The organism is Nocardia sp. NPDC004582, from assembly GCF_053602115.1.
In genome coordinates this window covers 26073-43879 of sequence record NZ_JBSGCY010000046.1, presented here as the reverse complement: position 1 = coordinate 43879, position 17807 = coordinate 26073, and the positions used below count along the sequence as shown (strand labels likewise).

21 protein-coding genes and 2 pseudogenes are annotated in these 17807 nt (G+C 68.1%); 19 read left to right on the top strand and 4 right to left on the bottom strand.

What is annotated here, in order from left to right:
- Positions 1–99: pseudogene (locus ACWELJ_RS15640) on the bottom strand (3-methyladenine DNA glycosylase); the annotation flags it as partial.
- Positions 100–105: 6 nt separating this feature from the next.
- Here ACWELJ_RS15640 and ACWELJ_RS15635 point away from each other — a divergent pair.
- A complete protein-coding gene (locus ACWELJ_RS15635; protein WP_452366832.1) occupies positions 106–831 on the top strand; it encodes an SDR family oxidoreductase in 726 nt (241 codons plus the stop codon).
- Between the two features lie 34 nt (positions 832–865).
- On the opposite strand, the gene ACWELJ_RS15630 is transcribed toward ACWELJ_RS15635, so the two are convergent.
- Both ACWELJ_RS15630 and ACWELJ_RS15625 read right to left on the bottom strand, forming a co-directional pair.
- A complete protein-coding gene (locus ACWELJ_RS15630; RefSeq protein ID WP_452366831.1) occupies positions 866–2098 on the bottom strand; it encodes a lycopene cyclase family protein in 1233 nt (410 codons plus the stop codon).
- Between the two features lie 77 nt (positions 2099–2175).
- Positions 2176–2652 carry a hotdog fold domain-containing protein gene (locus ACWELJ_RS15625; protein ID WP_452366830.1) on the bottom strand — a complete coding sequence of 159 codons (477 nt, stop codon included), beginning with the start codon at positions 2650–2652 and terminating at the stop codon, positions 2176–2178.
- A gap of 189 nt (positions 2653–2841) precedes the next feature.
- Here ACWELJ_RS15625 and ACWELJ_RS15620 point away from each other — a divergent pair, with 189 nt between their 5' ends.
- The 15 genes and pseudogenes from ACWELJ_RS15620 to ACWELJ_RS15550 all read left to right on the top strand — a co-directional run bounded on the left by ACWELJ_RS15620 (position 2842) and on the right by ACWELJ_RS15550 (position 13375).
- Positions 2842–3261: a hypothetical protein gene (locus ACWELJ_RS15620; RefSeq protein ID WP_452366829.1), complete on the top strand. Its 420-nt coding sequence runs from the start codon at positions 2842–2844 to the stop codon at positions 3259–3261.
- A 503-nt stretch (positions 3262–3764) separates the two neighbouring features.
- Entirely contained in the window at positions 3765–4070 is a 306-nt protein-coding gene (gene rpsJ / locus ACWELJ_RS15615; protein WP_040804197.1) for a 30S ribosomal protein S10, read from the top strand.
- Positions 4071–4084: 14 nt separating this feature from the next.
- Positions 4085–4750: a 50S ribosomal protein L3 gene (gene rplC, locus ACWELJ_RS15610; RefSeq protein WP_452366828.1), complete on the top strand. Its 666-nt coding sequence runs from the start codon at positions 4085–4087 to the stop codon at positions 4748–4750.
- Entirely contained in the window at positions 4747–5418 is a 672-nt protein-coding gene (gene rplD / locus ACWELJ_RS15605; protein ID WP_379381510.1) for a 50S ribosomal protein L4, read from the top strand. The genes rplC and rplD overlap by 4 nt, the downstream gene beginning before the upstream one ends.
- The gene (gene rplW / locus ACWELJ_RS15600; RefSeq protein WP_067712168.1) at positions 5415–5720 is read left to right on the top strand and encodes a 50S ribosomal protein L23; all 306 of its coding nucleotides are present in this window, start codon (positions 5415–5417) and stop codon (positions 5718–5720) included. The genes rplD and rplW overlap by 4 nt, the downstream gene beginning before the upstream one ends.
- A 32-nt stretch (positions 5721–5752) precedes the next feature.
- Complete coding sequence (rplB, locus tag ACWELJ_RS15595) at positions 5753–6583, top strand: 50S ribosomal protein L2 (protein WP_213558070.1); 831 nt, start codon at positions 5753–5755, stop codon at positions 6581–6583.
- A gap of 14 nt (positions 6584–6597) precedes the next feature.
- A complete protein-coding gene (rpsS, locus tag ACWELJ_RS15590) occupies positions 6598–6879 on the top strand; it encodes a 30S ribosomal protein S19 (RefSeq protein ID WP_019931198.1) in 282 nt (93 codons plus the stop codon).
- Positions 6876–7277 (top strand): 50S ribosomal protein L22, encoded by a 402-nt coding sequence (gene rplV / locus ACWELJ_RS15585; RefSeq protein WP_213558069.1) that lies wholly within the window; start codon positions 6876–6878, stop codon positions 7275–7277. Before rpsS ends, rplV begins: the two co-directional genes overlap by 4 nt.
- Positions 7278–8084 (top strand): 30S ribosomal protein S3, encoded by an 807-nt coding sequence (gene rpsC, locus ACWELJ_RS15580; RefSeq protein ID WP_033091021.1) that lies wholly within the window; start codon positions 7278–7280, stop codon positions 8082–8084.
- A gap of 3 nt (positions 8085–8087) precedes the next feature.
- Positions 8088–8504 (top strand): 50S ribosomal protein L16, encoded by a 417-nt coding sequence (rplP, locus tag ACWELJ_RS15575; RefSeq protein WP_452366827.1) that lies wholly within the window; start codon positions 8088–8090, stop codon positions 8502–8504.
- Positions 8504–8743, top strand: coding sequence for a 50S ribosomal protein L29 (rpmC, locus tag ACWELJ_RS15570; protein ID WP_040804215.1), 240 nt, complete (start codon positions 8504–8506; stop codon positions 8741–8743). Before rplP ends, rpmC begins: the two co-directional genes overlap by 1 nt.
- Positions 8740–9036, top strand: coding sequence for a 30S ribosomal protein S17 (rpsQ, locus tag ACWELJ_RS15565; protein ID WP_357285070.1), 297 nt, complete (start codon positions 8740–8742; stop codon positions 9034–9036). Before rpmC ends, rpsQ begins: the two co-directional genes overlap by 4 nt.
- A gap of 240 nt (positions 9037–9276) precedes the next feature.
- Positions 9277–9867, top strand: a complete 591-nt coding sequence (locus tag ACWELJ_RS15560; RefSeq protein ID WP_452366826.1) for a hypothetical protein — start codon at positions 9277–9279, stop codon at positions 9865–9867.
- 139 nt (positions 9868–10006) lie between these two features.
- A pseudogene (locus ACWELJ_RS15555) lies at positions 10007–10561 on the top strand (FAD/NAD(P)-binding protein); the annotation flags it as partial.
- 1425 nt (positions 10562–11986) lie between these two features.
- Positions 11987–13375: a lyase family protein gene (locus ACWELJ_RS15550; RefSeq protein WP_452366833.1), complete on the top strand. Its 1389-nt coding sequence runs from the start codon at positions 11987–11989 to the stop codon at positions 13373–13375.
- A 25-nt stretch (positions 13376–13400) separates the two neighbouring features.
- Here ACWELJ_RS15550 and ACWELJ_RS15545 read toward each other — a convergent pair whose 3' ends face one another.
- Entirely contained in the window at positions 13401–13823 is a 423-nt protein-coding gene (locus ACWELJ_RS15545) for a DUF5997 family protein (RefSeq protein WP_452366825.1), read from the bottom strand.
- A 60-nt stretch (positions 13824–13883) separates the two neighbouring features.
- Between ACWELJ_RS15545 and ACWELJ_RS15540 the strand changes: the two genes are divergently transcribed.
- The 3 genes from ACWELJ_RS15540 (at position 13884) to ACWELJ_RS15530 (ending at position 17759) form a co-directional block, all read left to right on the top strand.
- On the top strand, positions 13884–14846 hold the full coding sequence (locus ACWELJ_RS15540) for a LysR family transcriptional regulator (protein WP_452366824.1): 963 nt from the start codon (positions 13884–13886) through the stop codon (positions 14844–14846).
- Between the two features lie 202 nt (positions 14847–15048).
- A complete protein-coding gene (locus tag ACWELJ_RS15535) occupies positions 15049–15561 on the top strand; it encodes an EXLDI protein (RefSeq protein WP_452366823.1) in 513 nt (170 codons plus the stop codon).
- A gap of 38 nt (positions 15562–15599) precedes the next feature.
- Positions 15600–17759: an MMPL family transporter gene (locus ACWELJ_RS15530; RefSeq protein ID WP_452366822.1), complete on the top strand. Its 2160-nt coding sequence runs from the start codon at positions 15600–15602 to the stop codon at positions 17757–17759.
- The last annotated feature ends 48 nt before the right edge of the window (positions 17760–17807 follow it).

Sequence of the window (17807 nt, the reverse complement as noted above, 5' to 3'; positions counted from 1 at the left end):
ATTGAGGGGGACGGCCGCGGGAGTGAAGAAGCGGAAGGCGTCGAAATGGGTGCAGCGGATCTGCATGGATTCGACGACCGCGTCGGTGCCGGCGGCACCCGGCGGGTGGCCGAACTCGCGGCCGCGCTGGAAGCGGGACGGCTGCACCATGTTTCGACCGCGCGGGTGGCTGGCGGCTGGGAAGGCCTGTTCACCGAGGACCTGGCCGACGTCGGCCAGCTGCTGCCCACCCCCTATCAGCGCGCCATGCTGCGGGCCGAACAGGACGTACGCGACCAGACCGCGGTGCCGTGGCGGATCTACCGGCCGTCCATCGTGATCGGCCACTCCCGCACCGGCGAGATCGACCGCATCGACGGCCCCTACTACTTCTTCCGGCTGCTGCGCATGGCCGCGCAACTGCCGCGCATCCTGCCCGTGGTGGCGCCCCAGCTCGGCGAAACCAATATGGTGCCGGTCGATTTCGTGGCCCGCGCGCTCGACCACATCGCGCACCGGCCCGGCGCCGGGCCCGACACGTACCACCTGGTGGACCCGCGCGAGCAGAGCGTCGCCGAGGCCTTCAACCTGTTCGCCGACGAGGCCGGAGCCCCGCACCTGATCGAGGTGATGCCCAAGCAGACCCTCGACGTCACGCTGCGGGTGCCCGGCATGGGGTGGGCGCTGCGGCAGCTCGGCATCCCGATGGAGGTCATCGAGGACTGCGAGTTCGCCTGCCGCTTCGACTCCCGCCACACCGCGGCCGCGCTCGCCGGGACCGATATCAAGGTGCCGCCGCTGGCCGCCTACGCCGGGGTGGTCTGGAAGTACTGGATCGAGAACTGGGTCTGACGCGCACGCCTTCCAGGGCCGAGCCGGTTTCGGCTCAGGGGGTGTTGTCCCCGGATAGCGGGCTGTCCGGGGACAGCAGCAGATCATCCAGGCTGCGGGCCCGACCGTAATCCCAACCGACCCAGCGGTTTCGATTGGTCCAGCCGACCAGGTCGTACCGCCAGGTGAACGGCCAGGTGGTCGCGACCGTCATGAACAAGGCCGACCCCAGCGCCGTGTAATCGTCGTGCGCCGACAACAGGGCGCGCTGCTGCCGCGGCGGCCGAGTGAAGAACGCCTCGAACATGGCGATGGACTGCGCGGTGGTGAGCCGCCCCAGCCCGTACACGCCGCGCATGCGCATCCAATAGACCAGCCGCGCCTGCCACGGCCACAGCGCCTCGATCGGGTCGGCGCCGCGCCGCACCGCGTCCAGCGCGGTATCGACCAGCGCCAGCGAATCCGCCACGCAATATCCGGTGATCGGATGCATCATGCCGCCGCGCGAACCGAACGGAATCACCTCGCCGCGACCGGCTTTCGGCGGCAGCTCGTCGAGCGGATAGTGGGCGGCCTCGGTCGGCTCGTCGCCGCGCAGCCGAATCCCGTGCGCCGCCAGCCGATTCAGGGTGCGCCGCCGCAACTCGTGCTGCGGCATGCCGCCGCGCAGGCCCAGACTGGTCTCCTCGAAGATGACCGTGCCGTCGCCCAGCGGCACCGAGTACAGGAACGACGGCGGCTCGTCCGGGCCCGCGCCGTTCTCGTCGCGCCAATCCAGGAGCAGCCCTTCACCGGCGGCCACCATGGGCGCGGCGATGTCCTCGTCCACGAAGATGCCGTGCGCGCTGGCGGTGCGGCGCGCGCCCGGCGTGGCCTGCCCGCGGGTGTCGAAGACGGTGGCCGCGCGCACCTCGGTGCCGTCGGCCAGCTCCACCCGGTGCGCCTCGACGGTGCGGGCGCGACCGGTGATCACGGTGGCGTCGTCGAGCGGGAGCGCGTCGAACAGGCCCTGCTTGGACAGCACGCAGTAGGGCCGTGGAACGCGGTGCTCGGCGGTGGTCCACACCGTGGGCGCCTCGATCCGGCTGGCAATGGCGCTGTGCCCCAGCCATTGCGGCAGCTCGTCCACCCAGCAGGAGAACGTCGGGGCCCACAGCCGCGTGGGCCGCGGATCCACCGCGACCACCCGCATGCCCGCCGCCATGGCACGGTGCGCCAACGCCCGGCCCGTGGGACCGAGCCCCACCACACACACGTCGGCGGCCCTGCCGACCTCCCGGCCACTCATACCCGCATTCAAACAGCCGGGACCCGCGCACGCCAGGTCGGTCCCGACTTCGCACCCCTGATTACTCGAGCGTCCGATTACTTGGGCGTCACCCAGGTGGTGATGTCGGCGTGCACGACCTCGAGCCCGGACCGGTCGTAGATCGACACCGGCACCACGAGTTCGCGCCCCTCGGTGATCCGCGCGAAGTCGGGCACCTCGTCCAGTCTCGCGACCGCCCGCAGTCCGGAGTTGGCCTTGGCCAGGTACTGCACGTTCATGGCCTTGGGGATCCACCGGTGGGTGTCGGGCACGGTGGCCTCCGACAGCATCCCCATCGCCACCTCGGCCAGGTTGCACGCCGCGATGGCGTGGAAGGTCCCCAGGTGATTGTGGATGCCGAACCACTTGGGCGCGGTCACCTCGCACAATCCCGGCTCCAGCCGCACCACGCTCGGCAGCACGGTGCCGAAGTACGGCACCCGGGCCACCATCCCGAGCGAGAACAGTGTGTGCCCGATCCGGTTGTCCGGAAGCTTCTTCCACCCGCGATACGTAGCGGTCTCTTTACCCATGCCCGTATCTTACTCAAAAGTAAGTTATCGGAAAGCCCCGCTCCGTATCCGTCATCGAATAGGTCGGCGACTTGCCTCGCCGCGCAGAACCGACCGGTTGCCAGTTATCTGAGAAGGCTGCGCCCGGAGCGCGGCTGGGAGCCGGCGCCACTCGGGCCGGCTATCGGGGAAATAGGAGTTTCCGACATCATGCGTATTCGTACCGCGGTGGCCTCCGCCGGCATCGCACTCGCCGGAGCGGCCGCCGTCACCGCGGCCGCCGGCTCGGCCGCCGCCTTCACGCCGCAGATCAACCCGGGACACGGCGTCCTCGTCTCCGTGGACCTCAACCACGACGAGACGGTGGCGCTCGCCGGCACCTGGATCCCGGCGGCGATCGACCAGATCAACGGGGCGAACAACCGGATCGCCCTCGATCCGTACTACTCGGAGATCCCGAAGATCAACGGGGCGGTGTACGGCAGCCTGACCGAGGTCGTCGGCGAAGCCGCGGCCACCCCCGGTGGGCAGGTCAGCATGGCCGTGGTCAACTCGCCGGTGATGCAGGGCGGCAACTTCCTGCTGGTGCAGGACCTCGGCGGCTGGGACTACTACCTCAACCATCGCTGATCGGCGATACGTGAGATGGCCGGTGCGGGAACGGGTTCCGCGCCGGCCGTCGCGCCGTCCGGCCCGGGGTGTCCCGACCCGGTGTGACCAGGGCCATTGAGTCCGGGGCGGGGGAGGGGTCGATTTGAAGTACCCCGGTGGCTCGAGGCATACTGTTCGGGTTGCCCACACCGGGTTGCGTCTTTTCCGTTGGATCGGCGCTGGTGGTGGGTGAGCAAGACCCAATTTTGCACCCCGCTGATTTGCGGCGTGGGTGCGTCCGGAACAATGTTCCGAGGCTTGTAAGGATTTTGGTCCGGGGCCGAGGAATGAGCGGCGGAGCGACACGCCCGACCGCGTGGACCGGATGAACCATGACAGATGAACAGCGGCGATGGATCGGGCCTCGGGCCTCGGTCGTGTGGTGGCTGATGCGTCTTCGTGTGTTCGGGCTGTGCAAATGAGGGTGGTTCGGGAGTGAAAGCTCCTGGGCCACAACGCAAGCGGAGAAAAGGACACTCAGCGTGGCGGGACAGAAGATCCGCATCAGGCTCAAGGCCTACGACCATGAGGCGATCGACGCGTCTGCGCGCAAGATCGTCGAGACGGTGACCCGTACCGGTGCCCGCGTCGTCGGCCCGGTGCCGTTGCCCACCGAGAAGAACATCTACTGCGTCATCCGGTCGCCGCACAAGTACAAGGACTCGCGCGAGCACTTCGAGATGCGTACGCACAAGCGGCTTATCGACATCCTCGACCCGACGCCGAAGACGGTTGACGCCCTGATGCGTATCGACCTGCCGGCCAGCGTCGACGTCAACATTCAGTGACGGGGACTTCGAATATGACTGACAACAAGAGCCGTCCGGCCGCGGGCATCCTGGGCACCAAGCTCGGCATGACCCAGGTCTTCGACGAGAAGAACCGCGTCGTTCCCGTGACCGTCGTCAAGGCGGGCCCGAACGTCGTTACCCAGATCCGCACCGTGGAGCGCGACGGCTACTCGGCCGTCCAGGTCGCCTACGGCGCCATCGACCCCCGCAAGGTGAACAAGCCGGTCTCCGGTCAGTTCGCCAAGGCCGGTGTCACCCCTCGCCGCCACATCGCCGAGCTGCGCGTCGCCGACGCCGCCGCCTTCGAGGTCGGCCAGGAGATCAACGCGGACGCCTTCGAAGAGGGCAGCTACGTCGACGTGACCGGCACCTCCAAGGGCAAGGGCTTCGCGGGCACCATGAAGCGCCACGGCTTCCGTGGCCAGGGTGCCTCGCACGGTGCGCAGGCCGTGCACCGTCGTCCGGGTTCCATCGGTGGTTGCTCCACCCCGGGCCGTGTCTTCAAGGGCATGCGCATGTCGGGCCGTATGGGTAACGACCGCGTCACCACGCAGAACCTCTCGGTCCACAAGGTGGACGCCGAGAACGGCCTGCTGCTGATCAAGGGCGCGATCCCGGGCCGCACCGGCGGCATCGTGATCGTCAAGAGTGCAGTGAAGGGTGGTGCCCGGGCATGAGCACCGAGACCAAGACCAACCTGACGCTCACGGTCAAGGCCGCTGGCGGCAAGACCGAGGGCACCGTCGAGCTCCCCGCGGAGATCTTCGACGTGACCGCGAACATCGCGCTGATGCACCAGGTCGTCGTGGCCCAGCAGGCCGCGGCTCGCCAGGGCACGCACGCCACCAAGACCCGCGGCATGGTCCGCGGCGGTGGCAAGAAGCCGTACCGCCAGAAGGGCACCGGCCGTGCGCGCCAGGGTTCGACCCGTGCGCCGCAGTTCGCCGGCGGTGGCACCGTCCACGGCCCGCAGCCGCGTGACTACACCCAGCGTCTGCCCAAGAAGATGAAGGTCGCCGCGCTGCGTGGCGCTCTGTCGGACCGGGCTCGCAACGAGCGCATCCACGTGATCACCGAGCTGGTCGCGGGTCAGACCCCGTCGACCAAGTCGGCCAAGTCCTTCCTCGCCGAGCTGTCGGAGCGGAAGAACATCCTGGTCGTCGTCGGCCGTGAAGATGTCACCGCGTGGAAGAGCGTGGCGAACCTGCAGGGCGTGCACCCGATCGCCCCGGACCAGCTGAACACCTACGACGTCCTGAAGTCGGACGAGATCGTGTTCTCGGTCGAGGCGCTCAACGCCTTCGTGCACGGCCCCGCCGAAGCTGCACAGGAGGAGAGCAAGTGACCACCATCGCCGATCCCCGCGACATTCTGCTGGCGCCGGTGATCTCCGAGAAGTCCTACGGACTGATCGAAGAGGGCACCTACACCTTCATCGTGCACCCGGACTCCAACAAGACGCAGATCAAGATTGCCGTCGAGAAGGTTTTCGGCGTCAAGGTGACCAGCGTCAACACCGCCAACCGTCAGGGCAAGCGCAAGCGGACCCGCTTCGGCTACGGCACGCGTAAGAGCACCAAGCGCGCGCTCGTGACCATCTCGGCCGACAGCAAGCCCATCGAGATCTTCGGAGGCCCGGTCGCGTAAGCGGCGGGGACTTCAGGAAGGCAGAAGAACTCATGGCAATTCGTAAATACAAGCCGACAACCCCGGGTCGCCGCGGCGCATCGGTCTCGGACTTCGCCGAGATCACCCGCTCGACCCCCGAGAAGTCGCTGCTGCGTCCGCTGAGCAAGACCGGTGGCCGTAACGCGCAGGGCCGCATCACCACTCGTCACAAGGGTGGTGGCCACAAGCGTGCCTACCGTCTGATCGACTTCCGTCGCCTGGACAAGGACGGCATCCCGGCCAAGGTCGCTCACATCGAGTACGACCCGAACCGCACCGCCAACATCGCGCTGCTGCACTTCGCTGACGGCGAGAAGCGCTACATCATCGCGCCCAAGGGCATCGCCCAGGGCACGAAGATCGAGTCGGGCCCCGGCGCCGACATCAAGCCCGGCAACAACCTGCCGCTGCGCTCGATCCCGACCGGTACCACGGTGCACGCCGTGGAGCTGCGTCCGGGTGGTGGCGCCAAGCTGGCTCGTGCCGCGGGCATGTCCATCCAGCTGCTGGGTAAGGAAGGCGCCTACGCCGTCCTGCGTATGCCCTCCGGTGAGATCCGTCGTGTCGATGTGCGCTGCCGCGCCACCATCGGCGAGGTCGGCAACGCCGAGCAGTCGAACATCAACTGGGGCAAGGCCGGCCGTATGCGGTGGAAGGGCGTTCGCCCGACCGTCCGTGGTGTGGTCATGAACCCGGTCGACCACCCGCACGGTGGTGGTGAGGGTAAGACCTCCGGTGGTCGCCACCCGGTCTCCCCGTGGGGCAAGCCCGAGGGCCGCACCCGTAAGCCCAACCGTCCCAGCGACAAGCTCATCGTCCGCCGCCGCGGCAAGAAGCGTTAAGGAGGAGGTTAGACATGCCACGCAGCCTGAAGAAGGGCCCGTTCGTCGACGAACACCTCCTCAAGAAGGTGGACGTCCAGAACGAGAAGGGCACGAAGCAGGTCATCAAGACCTGGTCGCGTCGTTCCACCATCATCCCCGATTTCATCGGTCACACGTTCTCGGTCCACGACGGCCGCAAGCACGTGCCGGTGTTCGTGTCGGAGAACATGGTTGGACACAAGCTCGGTGAATTCGCGCCGACCCGCACGTTCAAGAGCCACGTCAAGGAAGATCGGAAGAGCAAGCGGCGATGAGCACTGAAACTCAGAACCCGACCGCGCGCGCGACCGCCAAGCACGTTCGCGTGACGCCGATGAAGGCGCGCCGCGTCGTGGACCTGGTCCGTGGCCGCAGCGTGCAGGACGCGCTGAACATCCTGAAGTTCGCGCCGCAGGCCGCGAGCGAGCCGGTTGCGAAGGTTGTCGCCTCGGCGGCCGCCAACGCCGAGAACAACCTCGGCCTCAACCCGGCGACCCTGGTCATCTCGACGGCGTTCGTCGACGAGGGCGCGACCATGAAGCGTTTCCAGCCGCGTGCCCAGGGCCGCGCGTTCCGGATCCGCAAGCGCACCAGCCACATCACCATCGAGGTCGAGAGCGTGCCCACCGCCGGCGCTGCCACTCGTAGCCGCCGGAAGGGAGGGGCAAAGTAAATGGGACAGAAGATCAATCCCCATGGCTTCCGCCTCGGTATCACCACCGACTGGAAGTCGCGTTGGTACGCGGACAAGCAGTACGCGGACTACGTGAAGGAAGACGTCGCGATCCGCAAGCTCCTCGCCACCGGCATGGAGCGGGCCGGCATCTCGAAGGTCGAGATCGAGCGCACCCGTGACCGCGTGCGGGTGGACATCCACACCGCGCGTCCGGGCATCGTGATCGGCCGTCGTGGCGCCGAGGCCGACCGCATTCGCGCCGAGCTGGAGAAGCTCACCAAGAAGCAGGTTCAGCTGAACATCCTCGAGGTCAAGAACCCCGAGTCGGACGCTCAGCTGGTTGCTCAGGGTGTTGCCGAGCAGCTGTCCAACCGTGTGGCGTTCCGTCGCGCGATGCGCAAGGCCATCCAGTCGGCCATGCGTTCGCCGAACGTCAAGGGCATCCGTGTGCAGTGCTCCGGCCGTCTCGGCGGCGCGGAAATGTCGCGCTCGGAGTTCTACCGTGAGGGTCGCGTGCCGCTGCACACGCTGCGCGCCGACATCGACTACGGCCTGTACGAAGCGAAGACCACCTTCGGCCGCATCGGCGTGAAGGTCTGGATCTACAAGGGCGACATCGTCGGCGGCAAGCGCGAGGTCACCGCTGTGGCCCCGTCCGGCCGCGACCGTGACGACCGCCCGCGTCGCGAGCGTCCGAGCCGCCCCCGTCGCAGCGGTGCCCAGGGCACCACCGCGACCAGCACCGAGGCCGGCCGCGCCGCTACCGCTGTGGCGGAGGCTCCGGCAGAGAACCAGGAGGGCTGACCTATGTTGATGCCCCGCAAGGTCAAGCACCGTAAGCAGCACCACCCCGGCCGTTCCGGCATGGCGAAGGGCGGCACCGCGGTGTCGTTCGGTGAGTACGGCATCCAGGCTCTGGAGCCGGCGTACGTCACCAACCGTCAGATCGAGTCGGCGCGTATCGCGATGACCCGCCACATCAAGCGTGGCGGCAAGGTCTGGATCAACATCTACCCGGACCGCCCGCTCACCAAGAAGCCGGCCGAAACCCGCATGGGTTCCGGTAAGGGTTCGCCGGAGTGGTGGATCGCGAACGTCAAGCCCGGACGCGTCATGTTCGAGCTGTCGTACCCGAACGAGGAGACCGCTCGTGAGGCCCTGCGCCGCGCGATGCACAAGCTCCCGATGAAGTGCCGGATCGTGACCAGGGAGGAGCAGTTCTGATGGCTACCGCCAACCCGACTGCAGAGCTCCGCGAGCTCGACAATGAGGCGCTCGTCGCCAAGCTGCGCGAGTCCAAGGAAGAGCTGTTCAACCTGCGCTTCCAGATGGCGACCGGTCAGTTGCAGAACAACCGCCGCCTGCGCGTGGTCCGCCACGAGATCGCGCGCATCTACACGGTCATGCGCGAGCGCGAGCTCGGCCTGGCCTCCGGTCCTGAAGGCAAGGGAGACGCCGCATGAGCGACGCCAAGGGCCCGGCCAAGACGCCGGCCACCCAGGAGGAGCGGGGCCAGCGCAAGACGCGCATCGGCTACGTCGTCTCCGACAAGATGAACAAGACCATCGTGGTCGAGCTGGAGGATCGCGTGAAGCACTCGCTTTACGGCAAGATCATCCGCACCACCTCGAAGGTGAAGGCCCACGACGAGAACGAGATCGCCGGTGTCGGCGACCGCGTGCAGCTGATGGAGACCCGTCCGCTGTCCGCCACCAAGCGGTGGCGTCTGGTCGAGGTGCTGGAGAAGGCCAAGTAGCCTGCTCCATGACTTGAACCAAGTCATTGATCATCGGTCCGCTTCCCTCGGGGGAAGCGGACCGATGTGTTTTCGGGGTGAGAGTGCCGGAACCGCTTGCCATTCGGGAAGCGGTTCCTTTCTTTTTGTCCGGATACTGGCCGGTAATGCCAAATCTGGACGAGTGTGACCAAACTGAAACCCCATATGTCCAAACGGAATTGGCGTGTCGCCCGTCGAAGGCGTTAGCGTGTACGGGCTATGAGGGATGCTGCAACAACTTCCGGGGCTTGGCGGATCGACGACCGGACCGCGGTGACATTCCGCGACGCGGCCGTGGCCTGGTCCCTGGCCGCCCATGAGGTCCTGGCCGAATGCGCTTCGGGCTACGGACATTTCGTCACCGTGAATGAACTCGCCGAGCGGGTGCAGGAGATGTCGGGCATTCGCACCGACGCGCCGACTCGCACCTGGATGGACGCCATCCTGCGCAAGGTCGCGCGCCGCTGCCACAATGCCGGCGAACCGCCCCTGACCGCGCTGTGCGTCAAGCAGAACCACAAGGTCAGCGACAGCTACAAGTACGTGCTGGAGCTGGCGCACCTCCCGATTCCCGCCGATCTCGAGGTGCACGCCGCCTACGCCCGGTGGCAGTGCTATGCCGCCTACGGCGCGGACATCCCGACCGACGGTGGCATTCCGCCGCTGATTCCGCGCAATGGCGGCGCGCCGCGCCGGGTCACCGCGGCGGCCGCGGCTCCGGCGGCCAAGCCGGAACCGGAGGCGCGCAAGGCCGTGTGCGTCAACTGTTTCACCGAGCTCCCGGCCAACGGCGTCTGCTACTACTGCTGATAATTCCGGCACCGCAGACATTCCCGGCGAAGCAGACGTTCCGTACCGCTCATTCTTGAGGGCCTGTTCCACCCGCTGCTAGCCTCGGCGGCGTATCCGGATTCGGATATGGCTAATCGAGCGCGATCGGTGAGTTTGCATGCTCGACAATGTTTTACGGATCGCCATTGTTGGAGTCGGCCCCCGAGGTCTGAATGTTTTCGAACGTGTTTGCGCTAACGCTCGTCAATTAGGTATCGCCGACGGTGTCGAGCTGGTGGTCATCGACTCGAGCCGGGTCGGCACCGGCTCGGTCTGGCGGACCGATCAGTCGTCGCACCTGCTCATGAACACCGTCGCCGAGCAGGTCACGATATTCACCGACGACACCGTCGAGATGGCGGGCCCGGTCGAACGGGGCCCCAGCCTCTACGAGTGGTCGAACTTCCTGGCCAAGATCGGCAATTTCGCGGGCCTGCCCACCACCGCCTTCGGCGCGGCCCTGCGGATTCTCCCCGACACCTATCCGCCGCGCGCCTACTACGGCCACTACCTGCGCTGGGCATTCGAACGCACCCGCGATCGATACGCCGAATGGGTGCGGGTCCGCGAAATCGTGGCAACCGTGGTGGATCTGCGCGACGGCCCCGGTGGTTTCCAGGAGCTCGAGCTCAGCACCGGGGAACGGCTGCGCGGCCTGCACGCGGTGGTGCTCACCCAAGGCCATCTGCCCGAAGCCGCCCCGGCCGCGGCGGGGTCGCTCGCCGAGTCCGCGGACCGCCTGGGCCTCACCTACTTCCCGCCCGGCAATGCCGCCGACGCCGATATCGACCGGGTGCCCGAGCGTGAGCCGGTCATCCTCCGCGGCCTGGGCCTCACCTTCTTCGACTATCTGGCATTGCTGACGGCGGGCCGCGGCGGCCGGTTCAAGGAGACCGAGGCGGGCCTGGAGTACGTCGCCTCGGGCCGGGAACCGCTGATCATCACCGGCTGTCGGCGCGGCGTCCCGCATCACGCCCGTGGCGAGCATCAGAAGGGCGTCGCCGGCCGCTATCAGCCGCTGCTGCTGAACGCCGACCGCATCGCCCGATTGCGCTCGCGCGCCAGGAATTCCGGTGACGTGTCCTTTCGCCGCGACGTGTGGCCGTATATCGCCCGCGAGGTGGAGTCGGTCTACTACACCGGCGTGCTCGCCGACCGGGTGAGCCCGCCCCGGCTGTCCTCCTTCCGCGACCGCTACCTGCTGGCCCGCACGCCCGCCGACGCGGAGGAGCTGCTCGACCGCTTCGGCGTCCCGGCCGGGGACCGCTGGGACTGGGAGGCCCTGACCGATCCGACCGGCGGCCGCTGCTTCACCGATCCCGCGGATTTCCACGCCTGGCTGCTGTCCTATCTGGACGCCGACGTCCATCAGGCCCGGCTGGGCAATGTGCGCGGCCCGATGAAGGCGGCCCTGGACGTGCTGCGCGATCTGCGCAACGAGGTGCGCCTGGTGGTCGACCACGGCGGAATCGCGGGTTCCTCCTACCGCGACGACCTGGATCGCTGGTACACGCCGATGAACGCCTTCCTGTCCATCGGCCCGCCGGCGCACCGGATCTCGGAACTGGCGGCCCTGATCCGCGCGGGCGTGGTGCGGGTCGCCGGTCCGGGCATGCGGGTCCGGGCGGACGCCCGGCACGAGTGCTTCGTGGTCGATTCGCCCCGGGTGGGCGATTCGGCGGCGCGGGCACGTTCCCTCATCGACGCCTGGGTGCCCGCACCGGACCTGCATCGGACCGCGGATCCGCTGTTGCGCAACCTGTTGCGCCGCGCGGAGGTGCGCGGCTACGTGATCGCCTCGCCGGACGGCGGCCGCTACCGCACCGGCGGCCTGGCGCTGGCCCCGGGCACGCATCATCCGGTGGACGCGCAGGGCCGGATCCATCCGCGCCGCTACGCCTTCGGGGTGCCGACCGAGGCGGTGCGCTGGGTGACGGCGGCGGGCCCGCGCCCGGGCGTGAATTCGGTGACCCTGGCCGACGGCGACGCCATCGCCCGCGAGATCCTCACCGCCCATCGCTACGCGGGCCGGGCGCCGAATCAGCGTGGGGTGCAGCGGCATTCCGAACTCGTGGACGAGAGTGAAAGGCACACCGACATGACGGTGGAATGCGGGCTGCTGGCCCCGGTCGGGGCGGGTACGCCGGTGGAGTCGCTGCTGGGCGACGACGCGTGGATCGAGGCCATGCTGGAGGTCGAGCTGGCGCTGGCGCGCGCCGAGGCCCGCCTGGGCATGATCCCGGACGCCGTCACCGGCCACCTGGCCACCGCGGTGCGCGAGCACGAGTTCGACGCCCGCGAGATCGCGCGGGCGGCGCGCGGAGCCGCGAATCCGGTGGTGTGCTTCGTGGAACGCCTGCACGCCGCGGTCGCGGACGTGGATCCGGTCAGCGCGGATTACGTGCACTACGGCTCCACCAGTCAGGACATCCTGGACACCGCGACCATGGTGATCGCCTCCCGGGTGCTGGCGGTGATCGTCGCCGACCTGGACGCCATCCTCGCCGCCCTGGCGGAATTGGCCCGCCGCCATCGGGATACGCCGATCGCGGGCCGTACCCTGGCCCGGCACGCCGTGCCCACGACGTTCGGCGCGAAGGTGGCGGTGTGGATGCAGGGCCTGCTCGACGCCCGGGAGCGCCTGGCCCGGGTGCGCGGCACGCTGCCGGTCCAATTGGGCGGTGCGGCGGGCACTCTGGCCTCGTACATCGAATGCGCCCGGTGCGCGGAGTCGGAGCTGTCGGACGCGCCCGCGGCCGAGATCGTGGAGCGCCTCACCGGTGAGTTCGCCGCCGAGCTTTCGCTCGCGGCGAGCGCCGCGCCCTGGCATACCGTCCGCACCCCGGTCGCCGATCTGGCCGCCGCGCTGGCGGTCACCTCGGGCACCCTGGGCAAGCTGGCGGTCGACGTGATCTCCCAGTCCCGCGACGAGACCGCGGAACTGACCGAGCCCGCCGCACCCGGCCGCGGTGAGTCCTCGGCCATGCCGCAGAAGCGGAACCCGGTGCTGAGCACCATGATTCGCGCGGCCGCGCTGCAGGTCCCAGCCTTGGCCTCGACCTTGTTCGGGGCGCTGCTGGCCGAGGACGAGCGTTCGGCGGGGACCTGGCACGCGGAATGGCAGCCGCTGCGCGAGTGCCTACTGCTGGTCGGCGGGGCCGCGCACACGGCGGTCGAACTGGCGACCGGCCTGATCGCCGACGCCGATCGGATGGCGGAGAATCTGTCGCTCACCGAGGGGCAGATCGCGGCCGAACGCCTCTCGATCCGCTTGGCGCCCCTGCTCGGCAAGCCGATCGCCAAGAAGGCTTTGCAGGCCGCGTCATTCGAGGCGCGCGCCAATACCCGGCCGCTGGCGGAGGTGCTGGCCGAATCCCCGGATATCGCCGGGCATCTGAGCAAGCCCGAACTGATCGAGCTGCTGCGCCCCGAGAACTATCTCGGCGCGGCCCCGGATCTGGTGGATCGGGTGCTGCGCCGACTGTGAGTTCCTACTCGCCGGCTGCGAGTTCCTACTTGGGGCCGAAGAGGTTCTTGGGCGGGCGGTTGGTGGCGGCGCGGCGGGCGGCGTCCTTCTCCTTGACCCGCTCGGCTTCCTTGCGGACGGCCACCAGGTTCTCGCGTTCGCGGACCAGCCATTCCGGCGGGTCGGCGATGAGGGCGGTGATCTCCTCGGCGGTGAGCGCGTCGGACACCCCGGCGCGGCCCAGTCCGGAGTTGGAGATGCCGAGTTTGCGGGCCACCACGTCGCGCGGGAACGGTCCGTTGGCGTACAGGTCGGTCAGCCACTGCGGTGGGTTGGCGCGCAGTTCCTCGAGCTGGGCGCGGGTGATGGGTGAGCTCTGGAACTCCGCCGGGGTAGCCGGGAGGTAGATGCCGAGTTTGTTCGCCGCGGTGAGCGGCTTCATGGTCTGGGTGTTCTTGTCCGGGCTCACCGGTCCAGCGTATCGGGCGGGTGGGGAGAACCTGCTGGCCGGTGCAATAACCTGGACCCCATGACAGCTCAGGGCCGGTTGGAGTCCATCGACGTCACGCGCCTGCGCTGGTTCGTCGCGGTTGCCGAGGAATTGCACTTCGCCCGTGCGGCGCGTGGCCTGGGCATTTCCCGGCAGCGTCTGAGCGGCACGGTCATCGAGCTGGAGGAAGAGCTCGGGACCAAGCTGTTCGTGCCGGGCGCGCAGCCGACCCAGTTGAGCGAGGACGGTCGCGCGGTGCTCGAACGGGCCCGGGCGCTGATCGCGGCCGCCCCGCCGGAACCGGTCGCCGAACCCGGCCCGGTGGATCGTCTGCGCGTCGGTTTCGTCCCGGGCGTGACCGTCACCAAGTGGGAGCGCATCTGGGGTGAGCGTTTCCCCGAGATCATCCTCGACCTGATCCCGGTCCCGATGAAGGAGCAGGAGTCGGCGCTGCGCACGGACGCGGTCGACATGTGCTTCGTGCGCCTGCCGATCGACCGGGACGGCATGAGCGCGATTCCGCTCTACCGCGAGGTCCCGGTGGTCGTGGTCCCCAAGGACCATCCGATCGCCCTGTTCGATCAGGTCGCCACCGCCGATCTGGCCGATGAGCGCATGCAGGACGCCGCCGATCTTGACGACGCGGCCATGACCATGGAGTTGGTGGCCGCGGTGAGCGGCGCGGCGATCGTCCCGCATTCGATCGCCCGCCTGCACCACCGCAAGGACCTGGTCTATCGCACGGTCACCGATGTGCCCGAGACCGAGGTCGCCCTGGCTTGGCCGGCCGCCCGCACCACCGAGCTGGTGGAGGAGTTCGTCGGGGTGGTCCGCGGCCGCTCCCAGCGCAGTTCCCGGTCGCCATCGGCTCAGCAGCCCGACAAGCAGGGCAGAGCGCAGGCCGTTTCGAAGCGCAAGCCCGCCCCCGCGAAGAAGCCCGCGGTCGCGGCGAAGTCGAAGCAGGCCGGCGCGCGGAAGCCGGGTAAGCGGCGCGGTCGCTGACCGTTTCAGGGGCCGACCTGGAGAAATCTCAGGGTCGACTCAGGGTTGCTCTATACGTATACGTCTACTTATAGTGGCGTAAGACGGCGTTCAGTCGTCGGGAATCGCTGAGATCGATTGCGGCGCACCGGGAATGAGAGCCGGGGTGTCGTGTCGTACACGCATGCCCATATAAGCATCTACGAATGATTTGGAGCATCTCATGGCCCTCGAAATGGACAAGCCCGCCGTCGACCTGGTCCCGGATCCCCTGCCCGAGGGCATGCGCGAGATCACCGTGCGAGTCGGTCCCGGCGGCGGTCGCACCCAGCGCTTCGTCGGCCGCCCGCTGGCCGACGGTCGCAAGGTCACCGGGGATGGCAGCGAATCGGTCCAGGTCTTCCTGAGCCGCAAAGGCAAGCTCGTCGTCCACCGGCACTTCCTGGACTGGACCGACTTCGCGCGCGCCACCAGGAATGTCGCGGAGGAGCGGAAGGACGAGTACCTGACCGTCCGGAAGGGCTCCGACCGGTCGGACCTCTCGCTGATGGCCGAATGGCTCAAAGGTTTTGGGGGGTGGCGGGAATTCCTTCAGTTGGGTAAGGATGGATACGGCGACTTCACCCTCGACATCGTGGACTCGCCGGGGGAATTGCGTGATCTTGTTCCGGCGAAGGTCTACCGGATCGTCGCCGATGCGCTGGAGAACCCGGCCTCCCAGGTCCTCGACATCTGAATAGCGCGCGGCCGAAACCCCGAAAGGACTTCTCCCGCATGTTCTCCGGACTAGGACGCCTGGTCGTCCGTTTTCCGTGGCTGGTGATCGGCGCCTGGCTGATCGCGATCGTGGCGGTCGTCGCCACGGCGCCCAAGCTCACGGCCACCACCGAGCAATCAGACTTCCTGCCTTCGCACTACGAATCCGTCCAGGCGATGGAGTTGCAGCAGAAGGCCTTCCCCAACAGCAACACCCCGGCCGCGCTGATCGTCTTCGAGCGCTCCGACGGTGCGCCGCTGACCGATCAGGACACGGCCACCATCGCCGCGACGGCGACCAAGCTGTCGGAGCGAAAGATCAAGGACGTCACCGGCGTCCAGGCGCTGCCGCCGTCGGAGACCAAGGCCATCGGTGTGGTCGCGGTCGGTATGACCAAGCAGACCGACCAGCAGGCCAAGAACCAGACCGACGCGGTCAAGGCGCTGCGTGACGCGCTGAAGGAGCAGGTCTCCGGCACCGATCTGAAGGCCGGTGTCACCGGCACCGCGGCCCAGATGCTGGATCAGCAGGATTCCAGTCAGAAGGGCCTGGCCATCATCGGCATCGCGACCGTGGTGCTGATCCTGGTGCTGCTGCTGGTCATCTTCCGCAGCCCGATCATCGCGCTGCTGCCGATCATCGTGATCGGCATGGTGTCCGCGCTGGCGAACGGCGTGATCGCCGCGGCCAGTTCGGCTTTCGATCTCAAGATCGACAACTCGGTGCAGTCGCTGCTGGTGGTGGTGCTGTTCGGCGTCGGCACCGACTACATCCTGTTCCTGATGTTCCGCTACCGGGAGCGCCTGCGCGCCGGCGAGGACGCGAAGACGGCCATGGTCAGCTCGGTCACCCGGGTCGGCGAGGCCATCACCTCGGCCGCGGCGGCGGTGATCATCGCCTTCGGCGCGCTCACCCTGTCCACCCTGGGCATGTTCCGGTCCATGGGCATCGCCCTGGCCATCGCGGTGGCGGTGGCGCTGCTGGCGGGCCTGACCCTGGTCCCGGCCATCGTCTCGCTGTTGGGCACCAAGGTGTTCTGGCCGTCGAAGGCGTGGCAGACCGAACCCGAGGGCGCGCGCTTCCGGGCGGTCGGCAACGCGCTGGGCAAGCGCCCGGCGGTGTTCGCCGCGGTGTCCGGCGGTGTGCTGCTGGTGCTGGGCGTCTTCGCGCTGGGCTTCAACCCGACCTTCGATCTGAGCTCCGGCTCGACCTCGAACGCGGCCGAATCCACCGTGTACGGCAAGGAATTGCTCAAGGGCATGCCCGCGGGCAGCACCCAGCCGTCGCAGGTCTACCTGCGTGCCGAGCAGGGCACCCTGAACCAGGGTGAGCTCGACACCTTCCGGACGGCGCTGACCGGCGTGAGCGGGGTGGGCCAGGTGTCGCCGGCGACGCTGTCGAAGGACAACGCGGTGGCCGAGTTCCAGGTGACCCTCGCCGACAAGCCGGAATCCGATGCCGCGCTGGAGACCGTGAAGGGTCCGCTGCGCGATACCGCGCACGCGTCGGCCCCGGCCGGGACCACCGCGGTGGTGGGCGGTATGACCTCGGTGTTCGTCGACTTCCAGCACGCCATGAACCGTGACTACACGGTGGTGTTCCCGGTCGCGGGCATCCTGATCATGCTGGTGCTGGCGCTGTTGCTGCGCAGTGTGGTCGCGCCCTGGTATCTGATGGCCTCGGTGTTCCTGGGCTTCGCGGCGACGCTGGGTTCCGCGGTGCTGGTGTTCCAGCGCATTCAGGGCGAGCAGGGCCTGATCTTCCAGTTGCCGTTGATCATGTACCTGTTCGTGGTGGCGCTGGGCACCGACTACAACATCCTCATGGTGGCCCGTTTGCGGGAGGAGGCCCGGGAGGGCAATGACCCGCACACCGCCGCGGCGCTGGCGGTGCGGCATACCGGTCCGACCGTGGCGGCGGCCGGTGTCATCCTGGCGGGCACCTTCGCCTCGATGATGCTGGCGGGCAATTCGGTGCTCTCCCAGATGGGTTTCGCGATCTCGCTGGGTATCACCATCGCGGCGTTCGTCATGGCGATGTTCTTCACGCCCGCGGTGACGGCCCTGGTCGGCCGCTTCGCCTGGTGGCCGGGCCACGGCGGGGACGCGCAGAAACCCGAGGAATGGGATGCCGAATGGTCGGCGGTTGATGTGATGGGGGATACCGCCCGGCGCTGAGTTTCAATTTAATAGCCAACTGCGAACGGCCCACTTCTCGAAATGAGA

Coding starts and splice junctions, on each gene's coding strand:
- ACWELJ_RS15630 (WP_452366831.1), bottom strand. CDS start 2,098: ATGAGTGGCCGGGAGGTCGGCAGGGCCGCCGACGTGTGTGTGGTGGGG.
- ACWELJ_RS15625 (WP_452366830.1), bottom strand. CDS start 2,652: ATGGGTAAAGAGACCGCTACGTATCGCGGGTGGAAGAAGCTTCCGGAC.
- ACWELJ_RS15620 (WP_452366829.1), top strand. CDS start 2,842: ATGCGTATTCGTACCGCGGTGGCCTCCGCCGGCATCGCACTCGCCGGA.
- rplC (WP_452366828.1), top strand. CDS start 4,085: ATGACTGACAACAAGAGCCGTCCGGCCGCGGGCATCCTGGGCACCAAG.
- rplD (WP_379381510.1), top strand. CDS start 4,747: ATGAGCACCGAGACCAAGACCAACCTGACGCTCACGGTCAAGGCCGCT.
- rplB (WP_213558070.1), top strand. CDS start 5,753: ATGGCAATTCGTAAATACAAGCCGACAACCCCGGGTCGCCGCGGCGCA.
- rpsS (WP_019931198.1), top strand. CDS start 6,598: ATGCCACGCAGCCTGAAGAAGGGCCCGTTCGTCGACGAACACCTCCTC.
- rplV (WP_213558069.1), top strand. CDS start 6,876: ATGAGCACTGAAACTCAGAACCCGACCGCGCGCGCGACCGCCAAGCAC.
- rpsC (WP_033091021.1), top strand. CDS start 7,278: ATGGGACAGAAGATCAATCCCCATGGCTTCCGCCTCGGTATCACCACC.
- rplP (WP_452366827.1), top strand. CDS start 8,088: ATGTTGATGCCCCGCAAGGTCAAGCACCGTAAGCAGCACCACCCCGGC.
- rpmC (WP_040804215.1), top strand. CDS start 8,504: ATGGCTACCGCCAACCCGACTGCAGAGCTCCGCGAGCTCGACAATGAG.
- rpsQ (WP_357285070.1), top strand. CDS start 8,740: ATGAGCGACGCCAAGGGCCCGGCCAAGACGCCGGCCACCCAGGAGGAG.
- ACWELJ_RS15560 (WP_452366826.1), top strand. CDS start 9,277: ATGAGGGATGCTGCAACAACTTCCGGGGCTTGGCGGATCGACGACCGG.
- ACWELJ_RS15550 (WP_452366833.1), top strand. CDS start 11,987: ATGACGGTGGAATGCGGGCTGCTGGCCCCGGTCGGGGCGGGTACGCCG.
- ACWELJ_RS15540 (WP_452366824.1), top strand. CDS start 13,884: ATGACAGCTCAGGGCCGGTTGGAGTCCATCGACGTCACGCGCCTGCGC.
- ACWELJ_RS15535 (WP_452366823.1), top strand. CDS start 15,049: ATGGCCCTCGAAATGGACAAGCCCGCCGTCGACCTGGTCCCGGATCCC.
- ACWELJ_RS15530 (WP_452366822.1), top strand. CDS start 15,600: ATGTTCTCCGGACTAGGACGCCTGGTCGTCCGTTTTCCGTGGCTGGTG.